The 17,727-nt window shown below is 33.0% G+C and carries 16 protein-coding genes; 2 read left to right on the top strand and 14 right to left on the bottom strand.

Annotation, left to right across the window (positions count from 1 at the left end; genetic code table 11):
* Positions 1-22: 22 nt before the first annotated feature.
* The 7 genes from ACIQXQ_RS09445 to ACIQXQ_RS09415 all read right to left on the bottom strand — a co-directional run bounded on the left by ACIQXQ_RS09445 (position 23) and on the right by ACIQXQ_RS09415 (position 6,719).
* The gene (locus ACIQXQ_RS09445) at positions 23-682 is read right to left on the bottom strand and encodes a DUF4276 family protein (RefSeq protein WP_402956855.1); all 660 of its coding nucleotides are present in this window, start codon (positions 680-682) and stop codon (positions 23-25) included.
* The gene (locus tag ACIQXQ_RS09440) at positions 679-1,776 is read right to left on the bottom strand and encodes an AAA family ATPase (protein WP_402956852.1); all 1,098 of its coding nucleotides are present in this window, start codon (positions 1,774-1,776) and stop codon (positions 679-681) included. The genes ACIQXQ_RS09445 and ACIQXQ_RS09440 overlap by 4 nt, the downstream gene beginning before the upstream one ends.
* A gap of 143 nt (positions 1,777-1,919) precedes the next feature.
* The gene (locus ACIQXQ_RS09435; RefSeq protein ID WP_402956849.1) at positions 1,920-2,225 is read right to left on the bottom strand and encodes a hypothetical protein; all 306 of its coding nucleotides are present in this window, start codon (positions 2,223-2,225) and stop codon (positions 1,920-1,922) included.
* A 1-nt stretch (position 2,226) separates the two neighbouring features.
* The gene (locus ACIQXQ_RS09430) at positions 2,227-2,760 is read right to left on the bottom strand and encodes a P27 family phage terminase small subunit (protein ID WP_402956847.1); all 534 of its coding nucleotides are present in this window, start codon (positions 2,758-2,760) and stop codon (positions 2,227-2,229) included.
* 295 nt (positions 2,761-3,055) lie between these two features.
* Positions 3,056-3,277 carry a hypothetical protein gene (locus ACIQXQ_RS09425; RefSeq protein WP_402956845.1) on the bottom strand — a complete coding sequence of 74 codons (222 nt, stop codon included), beginning with the start codon at positions 3,275-3,277 and terminating at the stop codon, positions 3,056-3,058.
* Between the two features lie 274 nt (positions 3,278-3,551).
* A complete protein-coding gene (locus tag ACIQXQ_RS09420) occupies positions 3,552-5,117 on the bottom strand; it encodes a phage major capsid protein (protein WP_402956843.1) in 1,566 nt (521 codons plus the stop codon).
* 339 nt (positions 5,118-5,456) lie between these two features.
* Positions 5,457-6,719, bottom strand: a complete 1,263-nt coding sequence (locus ACIQXQ_RS09415) for a DEAD/DEAH box helicase family protein (RefSeq protein ID WP_402956840.1) — start codon at positions 6,717-6,719, stop codon at positions 5,457-5,459.
* 489 nt (positions 6,720-7,208) lie between these two features.
* On the opposite strand from ACIQXQ_RS09415, the gene ACIQXQ_RS09410 reads away from it, so the two are divergent.
* Positions 7,209-8,333, top strand: a complete 1,125-nt coding sequence (locus tag ACIQXQ_RS09410) for a protein kinase family protein (RefSeq protein WP_402956838.1) — start codon at positions 7,209-7,211, stop codon at positions 8,331-8,333.
* Positions 8,334-8,499: 166 nt separating this feature from the next.
* Here ACIQXQ_RS09410 and ACIQXQ_RS09405 read toward each other — a convergent pair whose 3' ends face one another.
* The 7 genes from ACIQXQ_RS09405 to ACIQXQ_RS09375 form a co-directional block, all read right to left on the bottom strand.
* Entirely contained in the window at positions 8,500-9,444 is a 945-nt protein-coding gene (locus ACIQXQ_RS09405; RefSeq protein ID WP_402956836.1) for a hypothetical protein, read from the bottom strand.
* Between the two features lie 129 nt (positions 9,445-9,573).
* Complete coding sequence (locus tag ACIQXQ_RS09400) at positions 9,574-9,708, bottom strand: hypothetical protein (RefSeq protein WP_402956834.1); 135 nt, start codon at positions 9,706-9,708, stop codon at positions 9,574-9,576.
* 140 nt (positions 9,709-9,848) lie between these two features.
* Positions 9,849-10,268: a MerR family transcriptional regulator gene (locus ACIQXQ_RS09395; protein ID WP_402956832.1), complete on the bottom strand. Its 420-nt coding sequence runs from the start codon at positions 10,266-10,268 to the stop codon at positions 9,849-9,851.
* A 61-nt stretch (positions 10,269-10,329) separates the two neighbouring features.
* Positions 10,330-11,166 (bottom strand): hypothetical protein, encoded by an 837-nt coding sequence (locus ACIQXQ_RS09390; RefSeq protein ID WP_402956830.1) that lies wholly within the window; start codon positions 11,164-11,166, stop codon positions 10,330-10,332.
* A gap of 178 nt (positions 11,167-11,344) precedes the next feature.
* Positions 11,345-12,829, bottom strand: coding sequence for a recombinase family protein (locus ACIQXQ_RS09385; protein ID WP_402956828.1), 1,485 nt, complete (start codon positions 12,827-12,829; stop codon positions 11,345-11,347).
* 324 nt (positions 12,830-13,153) lie between these two features.
* Positions 13,154-14,923: an ATP-binding protein gene (locus tag ACIQXQ_RS09380; protein WP_402956826.1), complete on the bottom strand. Its 1,770-nt coding sequence runs from the start codon at positions 14,921-14,923 to the stop codon at positions 13,154-13,156.
* A gap of 25 nt (positions 14,924-14,948) precedes the next feature.
* Complete coding sequence (locus ACIQXQ_RS09375) at positions 14,949-15,176, bottom strand: YozE family protein (RefSeq protein WP_402868957.1); 228 nt, start codon at positions 15,174-15,176, stop codon at positions 14,949-14,951.
* A gap of 340 nt (positions 15,177-15,516) precedes the next feature.
* On the opposite strand from ACIQXQ_RS09375, the gene ACIQXQ_RS09370 reads away from it, so the two are divergent.
* Positions 15,517-17,619 carry an MMPL family transporter gene (locus tag ACIQXQ_RS09370; protein WP_402956824.1) on the top strand — a complete coding sequence of 701 codons (2,103 nt, stop codon included), beginning with the start codon at positions 15,517-15,519 and terminating at the stop codon, positions 17,617-17,619.
* Positions 17,620-17,727: the final 108 nt, after the last annotated feature.

Raw genomic sequence — 17,727 nt, 5'->3', positions numbered from 1 at the left:
ACCAAGTAGAATGGGTCAAAACTTACAAACTTTCAATATAAGTTAGCCACTCATTAAAGTGAGGACATAATTCTCTGATTTTATCAATTCCGATATTTTTTATCGCTATAGGTCCGTGTAATGGTTTCTCGTAGTTTTCAAGTTCTTCTAATATTCTCTTTGAAGGTGCTGTTTCACGAGAATTATTTATTAGCTCAGGATTTGAATGCTCTACAAAAACCTTATTTAATTTATCTAATCTCCTGGGTTTGTCGCTAAAAAAGTCCCTTAAAGAGTATATATCGCAGAATATCATAGTTTCAAATTCATGCAACATAATAAAGGGGTGAAAATTAACATTACTTATATCTTCTTTTAGTTCTTTTTCTAGATGTTCAATTTTTACATAACAATCACCAATAGGTAATTTGCTTTGACCTGGAAAATTGCTTGGTAGACCATAGTAGTCAAGAAAAGTAGTTACTAAATTAAAATGTGAAGATTTTAAAAGAGTTGAAAGGTCCCTTTTCACTTGATCGTAATCACCTATACCACCTCTATACCTACGAACTCCCTTTACTTTTTTAGTACAAACCATAGTCGTACTTAAATAAATACCCTTTTCATTAAGATATGGTTGTAAAACCATGTTTACAAATGCTTCTTCAGTTTGGCCTTCGACTAAAATCATTACTTGTTTCATTTAGGCCTACCTCCAAGCAAATTCTTTTCCCAAAGTTCTCCTATGGAATATTCTTCAAGCCAATCTGATAAGTCCTCACTATTTAGGCGCTGAAATTTCGAAGTATTTTTAATATAATCCACTACTACAATATCTTCTGGCTCAAAATTATCTAGTAATAATAGTGATTGAGTTGAGATAATAACCTGTGTTTTTTTAGAAACACTTTCTAATAGCGAAGCTAACAAGTTAATAGCAAATGGGTGCAAACCTAGCTCAGGTTCATCTAAAATAATAGTGTCTGGTAGATCAGGTTGTAATAAAAGTACTGCTATACAAATAAATCTTAATGTTCCATCAGATAGCTGGCTTGCATCAAAGTATTCATCCGATTCCGTATGTAACCACGCTAAGCGAATTTTGTTTTCATTTAATTCTAAAGGAGATAAATCAAAATCTTTTATAAAAGGGGCTACTAATTGCACCGTTTGTACCACGGAATTATAATTACTCTGATATTTTTCTTTCATTTTATATAAGAAAGCTGCAAGATTAGATGCGTCTTCCCTAAAATACGTATTATCATCAATTGAACATGCTTGTTTCATCTTTGAAGTATCACTAGTATCATGAAAATGATATACTTTCCATCCCTTCAAATTATTGATGACGTGATCTGCTACTACAGTTCTGTTAGGGCTTCTCTTAGATACTTTTCTGAGTAATGTTTCATAGTTACCTGATCCTATAGTGGTCAAATAAGGTGTATCATACCCATCTCCTTGGAAACCCAAAGTCTCAGAAGAAAAATACAACTTTGAATCATCAGATACCTCCCATTCAACTCGGTATGAATTCCGATCAAATTTCAAATTGAAATTAATTTTTTCAGTCGTTTTGGTACCAAAATAGAATAATGTATTCGCTCCTCCAGACTTTGTTACTGCATTTTGAAGATTCTCATTGACTAAATGATTTAAAAGTTTGAAGAAAGAAATAAAATTTGATTTACCAGAACCATTTGCGCCAATAAGCACGTTAAGTGGTTTTAAAGTTATATCTAAATCTAATATAGATTTATACCCATTAAGTTTAATCCTATCTAATCCAGGCATCCAGTTTCCTCCTTAATAATTTCTAATATTAATTATATATTATTGGTCTGAATTTTCTAAGCAATATTGAAACATTTTATTTGTAGGTACTACCGTAGGCAAAAAAAATTCGGCCTAACCAAGATAGTAAGTCTCAATTAGGCTTAGAGATCAACATTCATTGCAATTTTGTATGTGGCATGAGCTACTTCAAATAATTTCTGATTGTTCTTGTTCCTAGCTTGCTTCATAATAATCATTGCATAATCTTTCATAGTGATGTTAAGTTTAGTATCAGCTCTGAACATAATGAAAGTTACCGGTGCCAAGAAAACAGTTGGTTCTTTCAACAATAAGTTCATAGCTTGAACTGGATTGTAGTTCTTTACATTTATTAAATACTCATGTGATTTATTAAATGGTTCTTTTTCAGTCCCTCCATTCAAAATCTTTATCAAGTCACTACTCATATTACTTACCTCCAACTGCTTTAGCAATTATCCTTTGAATATCTTCATCACCTTCAATAGCATCAAAATCCGCTTCGAACATATTAACATCATTAAGAATTGAGTTACTTAGCAATTGCCTTGAAGTTGGGTCTAATTGTAAGTTCTTCAACTGTTGATTTAATGTGTTTAAAGTCGTATTTCTTACTGCAATCAATGGACTAACAACTACTTTCTTCGTTCCTTGATTGTCTTTTCCAATTGTAGTAGTTCCATACTGCTGCAAGTCTCTTTCAACATCACTTAAAAGATCAATGCTGTTGGCAATTGAAACAAGAGCAAATGTATCAATGTCTTTCAAATGAATGTTCAAGGATAACTTTTCAAGATTTTCTATTAGAAGATGATAGACAAGTTCGTTTCTAAGATGAAAGTATAGAGGTCGAGACAAGTCAACTTTTTTAAATTGTTCTTTTATTTCTTGCTTCTTTTGTTCGTTCTGTTTCTGTCTAAATGGATTCGAATCATGCTTTAAATGACTTGGTTTTATGTTCATCAAATCAATCCTTTCTGTATTTTCACTGGAGCCTTCAAAATGTACTGTTGCAAAAAGTGTACCCTTCCACGTTATTCTTAAGCATTTTGGCTTTTTTCATTTGGAAGTAGGCCATACTAACTCGAGATTAGGGATGGCAACTTTTGTTTAAACTCTTTTCATTTTTGCTTTTCTTTGTTCATCCTACTCTTAGACTCTACCAACCTTCCCTTCATCAGCTCAGACTACTCTGACTCTTGTTTTCACCATATTCTATTACTATACTCATTCAACTTTCATTCTATTTTAATTTAATTCAAACCACAGTTCTCATGAACTCGTACGACACTTCTTCTAATCCTAACTCCTTTAGCTTTAAGTTTGTCCTATCCCATACCTCAGTTCGCTTGACCTTCTTACCTCTGTTTGATAACACTTTTGAGTAGTATGATGCAACCACCCTAGTCACTGCTTTGCGATATAGATCAAAACCTACATCTTCTTTAATATCATTTAAACGTTTAATCTTCTCTTCCATCGTTATCTACCCTTTCTAATATTGTTGTGTATGTTGTTGTAATGTAAAAATTAATTCTAAAAAGCTTATATTAGCCATATCCTTCAATTATGCTGACTTAATCTATAAGTCATTAAATGTAGACAGAAAGCTAAATCTCTATTTCAAATCAATAATTCTAGTAAATAGTAAGTACCTCATTTTTATCGGTCATGCAAAAAAAGAAGGAAGTTTCAGAGATAGGGCCTCATCCACTTCCTTCATTATTCTTAACTTAAGTAATACATTTACAAAATTATTCAGAAACAGTTAACTTCGCTAAAGCTTCTGGATTGAATACAGCTCCATCAACGTACATATCATAGATGAACATTTTTGTACCTGCGAGAGCGTTCTTAGTGTCTGTAATCATCTGAAGACCCGATTCACCTTTAACCATGACTGCATATCCTAATCCAACATTCCCGAAGACAATAGGATTTTCAGCAGTAAGTGAATTAGTTACGATAATCTCAGCACCAAACAAAGTATAAGTTAATTTTCCATTTACGTATCCATTCTGCATATAAAAGTGCCCTGCTTCATCTTTCATTTTCGATATCACATTGAATACATCTCTCTGAATGTAGAAGGCTGAATCAGTAAGATAGTCAGGATGAATTGTGTTATAAAGGTCTAATAAATCTTCAATTTTCAAAGAGTCTATAAGTTTCTTTCCAACAGGGACTACAACGTTAACTTCTTTAACATCAGTGTCATGAACAATACCACGGAATTCTTCTTCCGTATTACCAGTAAAAATAGACGCTTCAATTGTCTTTCCAACTCGTCGAGATAACAGATCTGATACATAATCAACAATATTAACACCAGAATCATTGATTAACATATTTGTTAATGATATTGATGCACCAACTCGTTTCTGTTCAAGTTTTACTTCTCCAAATGATAATGCTAATTCTGTAACATCGCGGCCTTCTCCTACAAATCCTGCTTGATCAGTACTATTCTCTCGTGGTATTTTCAATGAACCTGCAAGAGTAGGAAACTTTCGTGACCGTCCAAATACTGGAGCAGTTTCTTCTAGCTTCTTAATAATTTCTTGATGAACATTTTGAGGAATAGCACTAGTACCATTACCAGTATGGTTCAATGCTCGTTCTTCTCCACGTAAATAACTTTCTACCTGTTTATATTCAGCTTTTCTCTGTTCTTTTTCTTCAGATTCTTTTGCTGGTTGTCCATAATAATGTACTGTTTTCATATTGGATTTTCTCTCCTCTTTTTTATAAACTGAATCTTCGATTCTATTTTTTGATAGTTCTACCTTGGATGGTACCTTTACTTCTTCAACAAGATCAATACCACGAGCAGCAATAGTTGATTGAGAATAAGCTGGATCCTTTACAACGCTTACTTCGAATAGTTCCAACTCTTCAATAGTTCTTTCATAAAGATTAGGTTCAATCAATTTCCACTTATCTTTAATAGTTCTGAATCCAAAGGACATGTTTCTATGAATGCCTGAATTAATAAGCTCATAGTAGTCCTTGCCCCAAGACGTTGGAGTAATGATTGCTCTCATAAAAAGACCTTGTTCATCCTCGGTAAGTTCTAATGAACCATTTCGAGTTGAAGCAAGGATTAAGTCTTTCTTATGTTCTGCTAAAAACTCAATATCTCTTGAAGCAGATTGGATGGCTCTTGTGAAAGCACCCTTTGCAATTTTCTCAACGAACTTTTTTGTGACTCCTAAGATGTTACTTAATTGATCTGTCTTATTTACATAACCCGAAACAGTCAATGAACCATCAGAATTAGCTTCTAATTGAGATGTAACGATACGTAGTTCCATTTCCATCTGTCTACCTCCATATATTTGTTGATATTGTTAATTCCAGTTAAGGAATTTCAAGATATTAATTGTTGAGTTTAACAATTTTTGCAGTAGGCAAAAAATAAAAAGACACTCAATTAATTTGAGCGCCTTAGGTTGAGAAATGAAATGAGAATATCTATTCCTCTTTTGTTCTAACGTTGAAAAAATTTAAGAAAGTCTGGAGAAACTTTCTTTATTATAGTAACGAAAAACTACTATAACTCTCTAATATATATATATATTTCAAAGGGAATTTGTACGGATTTTTGTTGAATTTAACAACTTTTTTGTTCGTTTTAATAATTAATTATACGGCCTTTCTCATATTTCATAATTTATCCATTTTTTCAGTAGAGTTCTCATCCTACTTGATGGAATGTAACAATCCATAGGTTTGTTATTTCGTATACAACCACGGAACAAAAATTGAATTAAATCTGAGGTAGCTAATAAATCTTCATCCACTTCTATTCCTCGACTGGAGAAGAACTGCTTCTCATTAGGATTCATGAAACGGTTAAGAACGAAAGCCATTGCTGTTTTATCTGCGTAAGCGTTTGTAGCTCTTGTGTTGAATGGAATGAAATTATCTTTGGAACGGTCGTCTTTCTTATTAATCTTACATTTTTTATTTTTTATTTCTGGAGCTAGAGATTTAAAAGTAGTCCAGAAAAGATCATCAACTTTTGTTAAAGCTTGAGTCGTAAAGAAGGTTAATAGATTTTTTCTAAGTTGATCAATCTGAGATGTATTTGCTTTATGAAACCATGCTTTGGATAAAGCTTTATCAGGCTTATTAGATTTGACTAGATAATTCGTATTCAATTTACTAATTGATTTTCCATTCTGGTAATCTTCATAAATACCAAGAAGACTTCCAATATACTCTCTAGGTTCAAGACTCTTTGAATACTGAGTTAATTTGTATTTTTCTTTGGCTTTGACTACTGAATATTTTTGATATTTGATTTCATGCATATCGTAGTAGTACTTTTGAATTTGCCCATCAAATAAATAAGTAAGGATATAAACTTCTTCGAAAGAACTGAAATTTATCACTGGCATTGTCCAAAATATAATTACTCCATTATGAATGAACAGATTTTTCTTCATAGCTAATACCTTCAAATGATTGAAGACTCCATCATAAAGGATATCGAGCCAAGTGATTTCTCCAGTTGGTTCAATTCTAAGAATGTCCGAATCTCTTAAAGATCGAATATCATCTTTTGTTATGTCTCCAACAGTGTTTAGCACGTTAGCTACTTCGTCCATAATCAACGTATATCCTTCTAACTTAATGTTCATTAACGTTTCTGGATCGAGTCTAGCAAATAATTCATGAGTCATAACAATATTGGCTGCTTCTTCAACAAGAACTTTTATGTGATTTGATTTTTTACCTTTGCCATATTTTATTTCTGGTTCGTAAAATTCTTGAATGGATTCATTTTTGATTCTCTTAACTTCTGATAAAAATGGGGTTACATAGATAAATAGTTTGTCTGGACTTTCATTAATATGTTGGATTGCGTAACTTGTTTTACCTGATCCACAAATTGCGTCTAATACTTTTACTGTCATTTTAATTCCTCCAAGATAGTTATTTCTTGTTGTTAATATATCCGGAGGTTTTAGAACGTAAATTAAACGGAGCACCACTGTCGTAAACTTTTACTCAAACTTTCTTCGAAAGGTTTTCGTATCATTTCCACTTTATATTATTTATTATTACAAAATTGTCCAATAAGTGTTGGTACCAAAGGGTTTCTGGACAACGTATTTCCACTTTTTGAAAATACGTTAAATTACTAGCTTTGGACAACCTTTAGGTTGGACAAAAAGAATCTTACGAAGTAGAGTTCGCATAAAACCATATTTAAATAACGACGTATTCAAATTATTTTAAAAAAATATGAATTTTATTATCTAGTACCAAAGGTTAATTAGATAAATGATATTTAATAGGATGGGAAAAATGCGATTCGCTAAATCGGGGTATTTCCACTTCTCTACAAAATTAGTAATTTATGTTAAAATAATCTAAAATAGGTAGAATGGAGGGGTAGTTAAATGGTCAAACCAGGTACCGTAGTTGAATTTAATACAGAAAAGCAATTTATACATGTAAAGACTCTTGGTCAAGGAGGAACTGGAGATACTCACCTCTTTAAAGATGAAACTACTGATATGTTTTTTGCATTTAAAAAGTACGCACCAAAAGACTCTAACTATATTGACGAGAATTACATACGATTTGTCGATGAGATTAAAATTTTATTTACAATATCCCACCCTAACATTGTAAGAGTTTATAATTACTACTTATATCCTGAACATAAACTAGGGTATCTTCAAATGGAATATATAGACGGAGTTTCAATTGCCGAATTTGAGCCTTTTTTGAAAGAATGGCCAGAAATTTTTACTGAAACAATATCTGCATTTGAATATCTTGAAGCTAATAATATATTGCATAGGGATATTCGTCCAGCAAACATAATGATAGATAAACAAGAGAATGTTAAGGTCATCGATTTTGGATTTGGAAAAAAATTAGTGGGCCAGGATAAGGATGGCAGAAGTGTCCTTTTGAACTGGCCTGTAACTCAGTTGCCTAACGAAACAGATCTTGAAGGAATATACAACCATCAAAGTGAAATTTACTTTGTTGGAAAATTGTTTAGTAGGATTATTGGTGAGGATCTTCCTAATTTTAAATTTAAATATATTATTGATAAGATGATTCAATTAGACCCTCGTGAAAGATACTCAAAGTTTCAGGATATATCAGTCGATATTTCCCAAGGTGTACTCGCAATAAACTTCACAGAAGTGGAAAAGAATTTATATAGGGATTTTGCAGAAGTACTTTCAAAATATATAGTACGCCATTCAAATAGATACGAGCCTGTTAAAGACCCAAATATAATACTAAATCAATTATCTACTCTTATTCTAAATAGTTCTTTGGAAGACTATATACAGGATAATGGACAATTAATAAGTTGCTTTATTAATAACTCTTATACATTTAAATCGATAAAGGATATACCCCTTGCAATAGTCACTAATTTTTATCAATTTTTACAAGGATTAGGTCCAGACAAACAAAAAATAGTATTAGATAATATAGATGTGAGATTATCTAATATAAAAATAGTTATAGACATAGACGATGATGAGTTACCCTTCTAACAAATTTTTATAGAATATGGTTGTGTTCTAACATAAAGGGTTTTACTTTAACTATTTATTATGTCACAGTCCTTTTATTTTATTAATAAGTTATTGATTTTATATAAAAAAAGACCTTGCATTAACATGCTAAGGTCTAAATATTTTATTAGGTTGTTAAAAAGTCTCAAAAGTCTGGCATCCCGTTGGGATCAATAAATGGCTTTGATTCAGATTCTACATTTTGAACCGGTGCCCCTTGCCCAAATCCGTTGTTTTGTTGCGAGATTGAGATATTATTTTTAATCTTCAGTTCTTCAATTTTATTTATTCTTATTTGTTTTGCAATCTCAATTTCTTTTAAAGTATATTTTTTACTATCAACATAAGGTACATCTCCACCAACAATTCTAATATTACTTACGTATTTTTTAGTTGGTTCAAATATATCTTTAATTTCTACATTTTTCCCAAATCCAGTAGCTATCGATTGTTGTTGTTTTTCTACGTCTTCAGCGTAGCTCGCCAATTTAAAAGATAATCTACCGGTTGACCCAGGTTCGTATAAGTTTATAAATGCTTGAGATAAATCTGCATCAATAAAAGTATCCTTCAATTCAATTACTTCATCATTCCATCCAACAGTAAATCCTTTAACAGCAAATTGTCCTTTTGGCAATTGTTCTTCATCTACTTTTTCAGAGAATCCTTCAATAACTGTTTCAATGGATGCAAGAGCATAATCTTGTTCTTCATTGTTAGTTTCAAGTCGTTGGAAATACATACCTCTAACTTCGTTGTATTGAATTAGATTTTCTTGAGCTCCAAAGTACTCGTTTAGTTTTAACGTGCCTTTTACTTTAATACGGTCCGCATTTTTAATTCCATCTTGATTAATCGTTTTATATTCATTTTTAACTTTTTCTATTCCTTTATATAACTTTGAAGATTCCATGACAAATATTTTAATAACATGTTCGTTAACCTTCTCATCCGTTATTGTTTGAACAACTAATTTACCAGAAATAAATGTCTTCCCTGCAGCACTATCTTTAACCTCAAGTTCCTTAGATTTTAGAGTTCCGATAATTTCCACATTGTTTTTTAATTGACGTAGGTTAGATTGATTCATAATAAAATTCCTCCAATAAGTTTGTTTTGTTTTTTCTTACGGAGTCTTTATATCTTCTTATCCAAGAATGTAAAGCAAACCAAAAAAAAAAACTGCGAAATAATCGCAGCCCTCTTCTCGAATATGTTTTTAATACTCTAAATCCAGCTCAGTTTTTGGAATCCCTCTATTGTTGTAATACATATTAAACATTTCATCGAGTAGCATCCAACGTTCTTCATTTTCTAATTTTCCAATCATTTCTAATATCTCTTCTGCTTTCATTTAAATCAGCTCCCTTTTATTTAAAATCGCTCATTACTGGACCCTTAGAAAAGGTTTATAGTTAAATATCCATTACATTATTTAAGAATCAATACGGAGCCATTGCGAGCCTCTGAGAGCTATCTGATTATTACTCTCACTTATGCTTTAATTACTTTTAGATTTTTATTAATCATTTTAACAGTTAGATTTAAATCCTTATTCAACTCTTCAATTTGTTCAATTATTTTAATTGCTTCTCGAAACTCTTCTTTTGTAACGCTAAGAAAGTTCTGTTCATGTAGTGATGGCTCTAACCTGTTAATAATCGTATGCTGTTCTTCCATACTCTCATCAATAATTTGTTTTACCGCCTTCTTCACTGTCATCCCTGGTTCATTCTTTAATGAGATTAATCTAAGGAATAAATTTAAATCAGCTTCGGAAAAAGTTACTCGCCCAATAGTGTTCCTTTGAAAACGATAATTATTTTCTTCCATAAGTAGATAATACTTTTTAACAGTAGATGAGCTAACCCCTAAAATATCAGCTATACTAACAACATCATGAGAATTAACCATAACAGTTATAACCTCCATAATTTGCTATTTGCTATTTGCTATTTGCTAATATTATTATAACTCAGTTTTCCAACCAATTGTAAACAAATGGATACTCTTCATTAGTTTCATTACTACTTTTGTTTTGAGCCAATTCAGACATTATCTGTTGATAATCATAAAAGTCTTGAGATCTTTTATAATCCGAATTAGAAACAATTTTTTCAAGACATCTATATGCAAATCCCTGAATCTTCTCATCAGATACATTTTTATACCGTCCACTTGTAATCGTATCATTCACAAATTGAGTAATTAGAGTATTCCACTGTTTTTTTGACCATCTACCTAAAGAAAATTTAGGATACATTTCATTAGCAGCATTGGTTAATAGACTTTTAAATCTTTCAATATCGGATTCCTTGCAATTACAATTGAAATTAGGATTATTATTTAGAGGTTTAGTTAATGGTTTAGTTAATGGTATATTATGATGCTCTTCATGGTGTTCGTATGCTTGTTCTTCTGGGTGCTCATGATTTTCATTAAGTTTTTCCTCTACAGCAATTTCATTTTTGACATTCTCAACAATATAAATATTTGCAGATTGTTTATTGTTTTTTCGTTTAGCAGCATTAACTGATAATACTCCAATTTTTGAGAGTAAGTTAAAAAAGCGACGTACAGAAGATAAACTAATCTTCATACTGAATCGACGTTCAAACATATTAACGAATGTATTATATGCGATTGAAAAAACGCCATCTGCTTTTACCGCCAAATCAGATATTAAGTAGGTCATTCTTATTTGAAGATCAGTGAGGTCCCAATTATTTTTCACTTCTTCTACAAAAGCTTGTTTATCATATGTATTTTTACTATATTTTTTTAGTTCTTCCATTTTTCCATTTACCAACATATACATCTACTCCTTGAGTACAAGGAAGAACACTGATATAATGACAATGACAGTTCCTTGTGAATTGTTATGAGACCTTACCCTAGAGTGCCAGCTCTATAATGGGTAAGGTTTTTTATTTATATATATTTTATCACTTTAACGCGCTAAAGTAAATATTGTTTTAGTGCTACACAAACTAAATTTCTTGAATCCAGTCTATTTTAATTGTTGGGTTTGGTTTGGATTTTGTAGTATCATGACTACTCTTCATATTACTACTGAACTTTATTTTTCTAATTATTGACTTTAGAAAGGCATTTGTTTCTTCTATACCGAATTCATCAAGATGTTCAATATTGTATATTGTATTTCTAAGTTGCTCTTGTTTCACTTCTGTATTAGATAAACTTTCTTTCTGTTCATCGATTAATTGAATTTGTTGTTCAAGTTGATGAATTTTAAATTCAAATTCATCTTTTAGTTCTTCAAATTCTTTCTTTGTAATTTCTCCATCAGAACGCATGATTGTAAGATTTTTTCTCCTATTATTTATCTTAGTTAAATTTCTTTTCAATGATATTTTTTGTTCTTCCAACTTACTTTCAATAGAAGAAACATCTGTTGATTCTAATTGTTCAAGTTCTTTGATTATTTTCGTTTTTTCATTCTTAACAGCTTCTAATATATCTTCTTCAACTGGGAGATACTTATGGCCCCGATCTTCACATTTATTATTATCTACTTTGTAAGAACATGTTTTAATATAATCTACTCCGGAACCATCTTTTTGAATGTATCTTTTTCTTCCACAGCAATTACAGTATATAAGTCCTTGAAGTTTTCTTGTTATTGAACCTTTTTGTCTAAACTTAAATTCTTTACTTCTTCCTTCTGCAATTTCTTGAACTTCTAACCACAGTTGTTTTGGAATAATAGCTTCATGAGCATTTTCAACAAATACTTCATCGACAACTTTTCCATTAGTTCTTTGTTTCATTGCAACACAACCGTAGTAGACAGGGTTTTTTCTAATCAATGTAATATGAGATGTTGTAATTATTTTTCCCTGTCTAGACCTCCAACATAACATGTCTAGCTCTTTTGAAATACGATTAGTCGAATATCCTTGGATAATTTTTTCAAAAATAAAACGAATTATTTTTGCTTCATTTTCTACAATAACTAATCTCTTATTTTCATCTTTTGCAAATCCAAGTGGAATTCTATTACTACCAACCCATTTGCCTTGTCCAGCTGCTGCCAATCTTCCTCTACCCATACGCTTACGAATTTGAGCCCATTCATATTCTGAGAACATACTTTTAATACTGTATGAAAGATTATCTGATTCGTTTTCAAAATTAATTTCACCGTTTGGAGTTATAATCTTAATATCGTTTATTATAAATTTTTGCTTTAATTGAAGTGCATATATGTTATCCCTCGTAAGTCTATCTAAGTCCATTACAAGAACATAATCATAGTCAGCAATTCTTTCTAACAATTTATTTAATTCATGTCTTTCATTATTTTTACCACTACTTACTTCTTGGTAAATTTCATATTTGAAATTATTACCATTCGCTAATTTTACTAATGCTTCACGATGATTATATAAAATATCCTCTAAGCCCTGTTTTTCTTCATCTCGTGAAAGTCTTAAATATATCGCTGCCAACATAAAAAATAATCAACCCCTTAAACCCTATTATATCAGTGTTTACAGAGCCAGTAAATAACGTTTTTAACATCGGTTATATTCCCGACTGTCCCATACATTATAATTACGACTGTATCGCCTAATTTGAATTTTGGCTGATTTTTCTTGCCCATAAGAGACATCCCCCAATATGGTCCTTATCGTTTGATAGTAAATTATATGCATGAACAAACAAGGTGGTTAATGGAAAAGAGGGGGCATTTGACTCATTTAGATAGGTTATGCGAGAAACTTTTATTATGGTAACCTATCAAAAAAATAGGGCAAGACAGGAAAACCGCCTCTTTAAATGAGACGGTTTGTTGTCGGAATCGTCAAGATCACTTCTGTACCTTGTCCATATTTACTTTCGATTTGAAATTTCCCTTTGAGTTCATCCATTATTTGGATGCAAGTTGCCACTCCCAAACCATTTCCTTTTAACTTTGTCGTATAAAAGGGCATCCCGATATTTTTTAAATTCTCAGGTTTAATCCCTTTTCCATCGTCTCGGATCTTCAATTGTACATAATGAGGTGAAGTATCGACGGTCATTTCAATCTGCCCTTTTGACTCAAACGATTCGCAGGAATTATTCAGGACATTAAGGATAACCTGACGCAACCGGTTTTTATCGGAATAGGTATGTACGGGTTCTGTCAATGTATTAACGAGTGTGACATCTTTATATAGAGTAGAAGCCGAATAGACAACAACCAGTTCATCAAGGAATTCCTTCAGATCCAAATTCTCCATTTCAAGCTGGTGGGGTTTAGCTAAATCAAGGAGTTGTGTAACAAAAACGTTCACTCGATCTACTTCCCCAAGCATGACATCACTGTACTTTTCAATTAACTCTTTTTCATAATCCTGCTTCTTCAACAGTTGGAGAAAACCCCTGATGGTCGTCAATGGGTTCCTGATTTCATGCGCTACCCCTGCGGCCAGTTGTCCGACATATTTTAACTTTTCGGTACGGACGATTTCTCTTTCCCTATCCTTAATCGTATCCATCATCCTTAGAAACGCATGATTCAACTTCTCCATTTCTACAAAACTTCTTTTATCAGAGACCACGAACTCTTTTCCCTGGATAAAATCTTCCGTCACTTCCACTAGATTATGTACTGGTTTCACCAGAGATTTCGTAAGTAAATAGACGCCTAGAATGATGGACATAAATACAATGGTGTATATAGAAAGATAGCGGGATAAAAGATCATTTAACGGCTGATATACTTGTTTTTTGTCAGCTCCCACTACCACAAACCATTTATTTTCCGTTTGAGCTATCGGTTGAACGTATTGAATGGAATATATCTTTTCTCCATTTTCTGCACTATATAAATTATTGGAATTAGCGGATTCCAATAACTTTTCTTTTGTAAGGCCCATATCTTCCAATGTCGTATTAGAACTCTCATGAATGCCATTCGGGTCTTTTTTTGAAATCATAATGCCATCCTGATTGATCATATAAAAATTCACAGGGTACTTTTCACTAATGTCATTGGCCTTTTTCTCCATCATATCCCAAAGGCCTGATATCCGAAAGGCCGGGGACACAACACCGATCATTTTCCCTTTATTATCATTTACCGGTGCACTTAAGGCTATAATAGGTTCAGCAAATGCTTTCGTTTTATATACATCCGATAGGAATTCATGCCCCTTTAGCCCTTCTTGAAACCATATTCTATTAGCTAAGCTTGTTCCGACCATTTTATTTGAGGTATCAGCCATGACCGTACCTTCCAAATCTAAATATACGGCACCAAAGTATTCACCTTTTGCTTCTGTGAATCTTTTCAATTCATCGGTCTTCTCCTCTTTAGAAGAATCAGGATTGATCAATACCGTATTCGTACTCATTAAGTTAACATCACTAATCCGTTCATTTAAATAACTGTACATTTCATTTACCATATTAAGTGAACCTGAATTCAATGTACTCTTCGCTTCTTTAGCTAGCAAGGAGCGTTGTGATTCATAAGAAATGATTCCCAATATCAAAACGGGTAAGCTCGATATAATTAAAGAATAAAACAAAATTCGGGCTTGAAGGCTTCTAAACATCCTTCGGCTCCCCCTATTCCTGTATCTATAGCAGTCCTTCTTCTATTTGGACATATTGATCCCATAATCGATCGAATATAGTCATACTATCTAAATAGTCTCCATTTAACTCCAAGTAACTGCTCACTTCATGATAATCATCCGATTGCTTTGGAAAACTGTGATCTTCGTATGCATGGTTTGCGAATTTTGTAAATTCATCAATTTCCTTCGGCTGTCGATATTTCATTAAAAATAAGTAAAACGGTCTCATGTCGAGCCCCCTTATCAAAATACTATGATTTAAATCTTAATATATCGGAAACTAACGCTTACGTCTACACCTATACAAGTCTTGATTGTTAATTACCCTTTCAACTATAAATTCCATCTAGATACTTTACCACGAATTTTGTGTATATAGAGTAAATCTTCAGGCGCTGATAAATGTTTTATTATCCAGCTGGTTACCCCTCCAATTTTTCATAATTTAACTAAAAGTTCATTTTCAGTTCATTTAGTTACATTACAATGAAATAGAAAGTGATGACGAGCTTAAATGTGATGTCCGCATTTCACATTGCAGCTCCAAACTATAAGGGGGAAATAATTAAATGAATTCTTTTTTACGCCCAATAACTGATTGGGTTTCAACTAAGAAAGGTATGTGGATTACAATTGTCACATGGCTGGTCTTAATGATTGGGTTAAGTGCCGGTCCGGCAGTAAGTGATTACAAAGTGACAAACTTTCAATCCTTACCCGACGATGCACAATCCATTATTGCAAATGAAAAATTAGAAAAATACTTCCCTAATGATCAAGGGACGCCTGGTATTCTTACCTTTCATAACGAAAATGGTAAGGTGAACTTAGAAGAAGTTACAAGCATTATGAATAAAATCATCGGTGCTAAAATTGAGGGTGTCGATGAAATCGTCAATATCTCTCAATTACCGCCAGAAGCAATCGAAGGGTTCAAGTCAGATGACCAGTCTACGATCATCATTCCAATGACTTTAGACCCTGGTCTTGATAGCCGCCAAATTGGCGAAACCGTAGATGCTATGGCTGAGGTTGGAAATGGCGTTACAGAGGGTATGTCTGAAACTTCCTTCCGTATTACTGGTCCTGCAGGAATTGCTGGAGATACGCTTAAGTTGTTCGAACAAGCAGATTTCGTGTTACTATTTACCACAATAGTGATTATTTTAATCCTGCTCATCGTTATTTACCGTTCTCCATTATTGGCTTTTATCCCACTATTAGCAACAGTAATCGTATACCAAGTAGTGAATCAAACACTCGGATTAATGGGTGCTGGTGGACTTGAAATCAACAATTCAACTACATCGATAATGAGTATTTTGCTGTTCGCGGCCGTGATTGACTATTCATTATTCATATTCTCTCGCTTCCGAGAAGAACTGAACCACCATGAGACCAAATATGAGGCAATGAAACATGCGATGCGTGCTACAGGATTGCCAGTATTCTTAGCAGGCGGAACAGTACTCGCCGCAATGCTCGTTTTATTCTTTGCTAACTTCCGTGATTATCAAAACTTTGCGCCAATTTTTGGAACGACAATGTTTGTCATCATGTTAGCATCCATTACACTTGTACCAGCGCTATTTACTTTATTTGGACGTAAAGCATTCTGGCCGAAAGTACCGAAGTTTGGTGAAACGAAAGAAGTAAAACATCGCTTCTGGGGACCCGTTGCAAAATTCGTTGTAAATAAACCAGGCCTTTCTGGCGGGATTATCGCCATTTTAATGGTTGTGTCAGCGTTAAATGTATTTAACCTTGATTTTGAATTTGATACAGTGAAATCTTTCCCAAAAGATTTACCTTCACGTGAAGGCTACGAAATCGTCGAAGCGAAATACGACAAAGGTGAATTGGCTCCAACATCCATTTTATTCGAAGGAAAAGAAACGTTATCAGAAAAACAGATCGAAGCATTACGGACAACGCTCGAATCTGAAAAAGATGTTACATCAGTTCGACTAACAAATGTATCTGACGACGCGAAAGTAGTAAAATATAGTATGACGCTTGACCTTAACCCTTATTCTGTCGAAGCAATTGATATGATGAAGGAGTTAATTGAAAACGGTGACGAAGTCCTAAGTGAAGCTAATTTATCCGGAGAGGTCTATTATGGCGGAACCACACCAAAACTTGTCGACGAACGTGATGTGAACAATCGTGATATTTGGGTGATCGTCCTACTAGAAACATTATTAATTTTAATCCTCCTATTCGTGTTAACGAAGTCAGTAAAAATGTCGGTTTATATGATGGCCACCATTTTACTTTCATTCTTGGCAGCATTAGGATTAGGTCTGTTCCTCATTGATGTTCTGTTCGGTTATGAAGCGGTAAGTACACGTGTACCTGTTTATGCGTTTATCTTCTTAGTCGCTCTCGGGATAGACTATAACATTATTTTAATATCCCGTTTCTTAGAAGAACGCAAAACAAAAAAAGTGAAACAGGCTTTGGAAATCGCTATTCGGAATACAGGTGGGGTCATTTCATCTGCTGGTTTAATTTTGGCAGCCACCTTTGCGGCATTGACTACGATGCCAATAGCCGATTTATTCGTCTTTGGATTCATCGTTGCCATCGGTATTTTAATGGATACATTCTTAGTGCGTGGAATGCTATTGCCCGCATTAATATTATTCTTTGAGAAAGATAAGAAATAAAAGAAAAAACAAATATACAAGCCATACGCAGAGACTTCCACATGTCTCTGCGTTCTTACCTGTTTACATGCATGTAAGTATAGATTTCATGAAAGCGAACCCATATAC

The sequence above is a fragment of the Peribacillus sp. NPDC097198 genome (genome assembly GCF_044762055.1).
In the GTDB taxonomy this organism is placed as follows: Bacteria; Bacillota; Bacilli; order Bacillales; family DSM-1321; genus Peribacillus.
This window is presented reverse-complemented; position numbering and strand designations above follow the sequence as displayed.

Excerpts from the sequence above, each read along its gene's own strand:
- ACIQXQ_RS09445 (WP_402956855.1), bottom strand. The coding sequence starts at position 682 with ATGAAACAAGTAATGATTTTAGTCGAAGGCCAAACTGAAGAAGCATTT.
- ACIQXQ_RS09440 (WP_402956852.1), bottom strand. The coding sequence starts at position 1,776 with ATGCCTGGATTAGATAGGATTAAACTTAATGGGTATAAATCTATATTA.
- ACIQXQ_RS09435 (WP_402956849.1), bottom strand. The coding sequence starts at position 2,225 with ATGAGTAGTGACTTGATAAAGATTTTGAATGGAGGGACTGAAAAAGAA.
- ACIQXQ_RS09430 (WP_402956847.1), bottom strand. The coding sequence starts at position 2,760 with ATGAACATAAAACCAAGTCATTTAAAGCATGATTCGAATCCATTTAGA.
- ACIQXQ_RS09425 (WP_402956845.1), bottom strand. The coding sequence starts at position 3,277 with ATGGAAGAGAAGATTAAACGTTTAAATGATATTAAAGAAGATGTAGGT.
- ACIQXQ_RS09420 (WP_402956843.1), bottom strand. The coding sequence starts at position 5,117 with ATGGAAATGGAACTACGTATCGTTACATCTCAATTAGAAGCTAATTCT.
- ACIQXQ_RS09415 (WP_402956840.1), bottom strand. The coding sequence starts at position 6,719 with ATGACAGTAAAAGTATTAGACGCAATTTGTGGATCAGGTAAAACAAGT.
- ACIQXQ_RS09410 (WP_402956838.1), top strand. The coding sequence starts at position 7,209 with ATGGTCAAACCAGGTACCGTAGTTGAATTTAATACAGAAAAGCAATTT.
- ACIQXQ_RS09405 (WP_402956836.1), bottom strand. The coding sequence starts at position 9,444 with ATGAATCAATCTAACCTACGTCAATTAAAAAACAATGTGGAAATTATC.
- ACIQXQ_RS09400 (WP_402956834.1), bottom strand. The coding sequence starts at position 9,708 with ATGAAAGCAGAAGAGATATTAGAAATGATTGGAAAATTAGAAAATGAA.
- ACIQXQ_RS09395 (WP_402956832.1), bottom strand. The coding sequence starts at position 10,268 with ATGGTTAATTCTCATGATGTTGTTAGTATAGCTGATATTTTAGGGGTT.
- ACIQXQ_RS09390 (WP_402956830.1), bottom strand. The coding sequence starts at position 11,166 with ATGTTGGTAAATGGAAAAATGGAAGAACTAAAAAAATATAGTAAAAAT.
- ACIQXQ_RS09385 (WP_402956828.1), bottom strand. The coding sequence starts at position 12,829 with ATGTTGGCAGCGATATATTTAAGACTTTCACGAGATGAAGAAAAACAG.
- ACIQXQ_RS09380 (WP_402956826.1), bottom strand. The coding sequence starts at position 14,923 with ATGTTTAGAAGCCTTCAAGCCCGAATTTTGTTTTATTCTTTAATTATA.
- ACIQXQ_RS09375 (WP_402868957.1), bottom strand. The coding sequence starts at position 15,176 with ATGAGACCGTTTTACTTATTTTTAATGAAATATCGACAGCCGAAGGAA.
- ACIQXQ_RS09370 (WP_402956824.1), top strand. The coding sequence starts at position 15,517 with ATGAATTCTTTTTTACGCCCAATAACTGATTGGGTTTCAACTAAGAAA.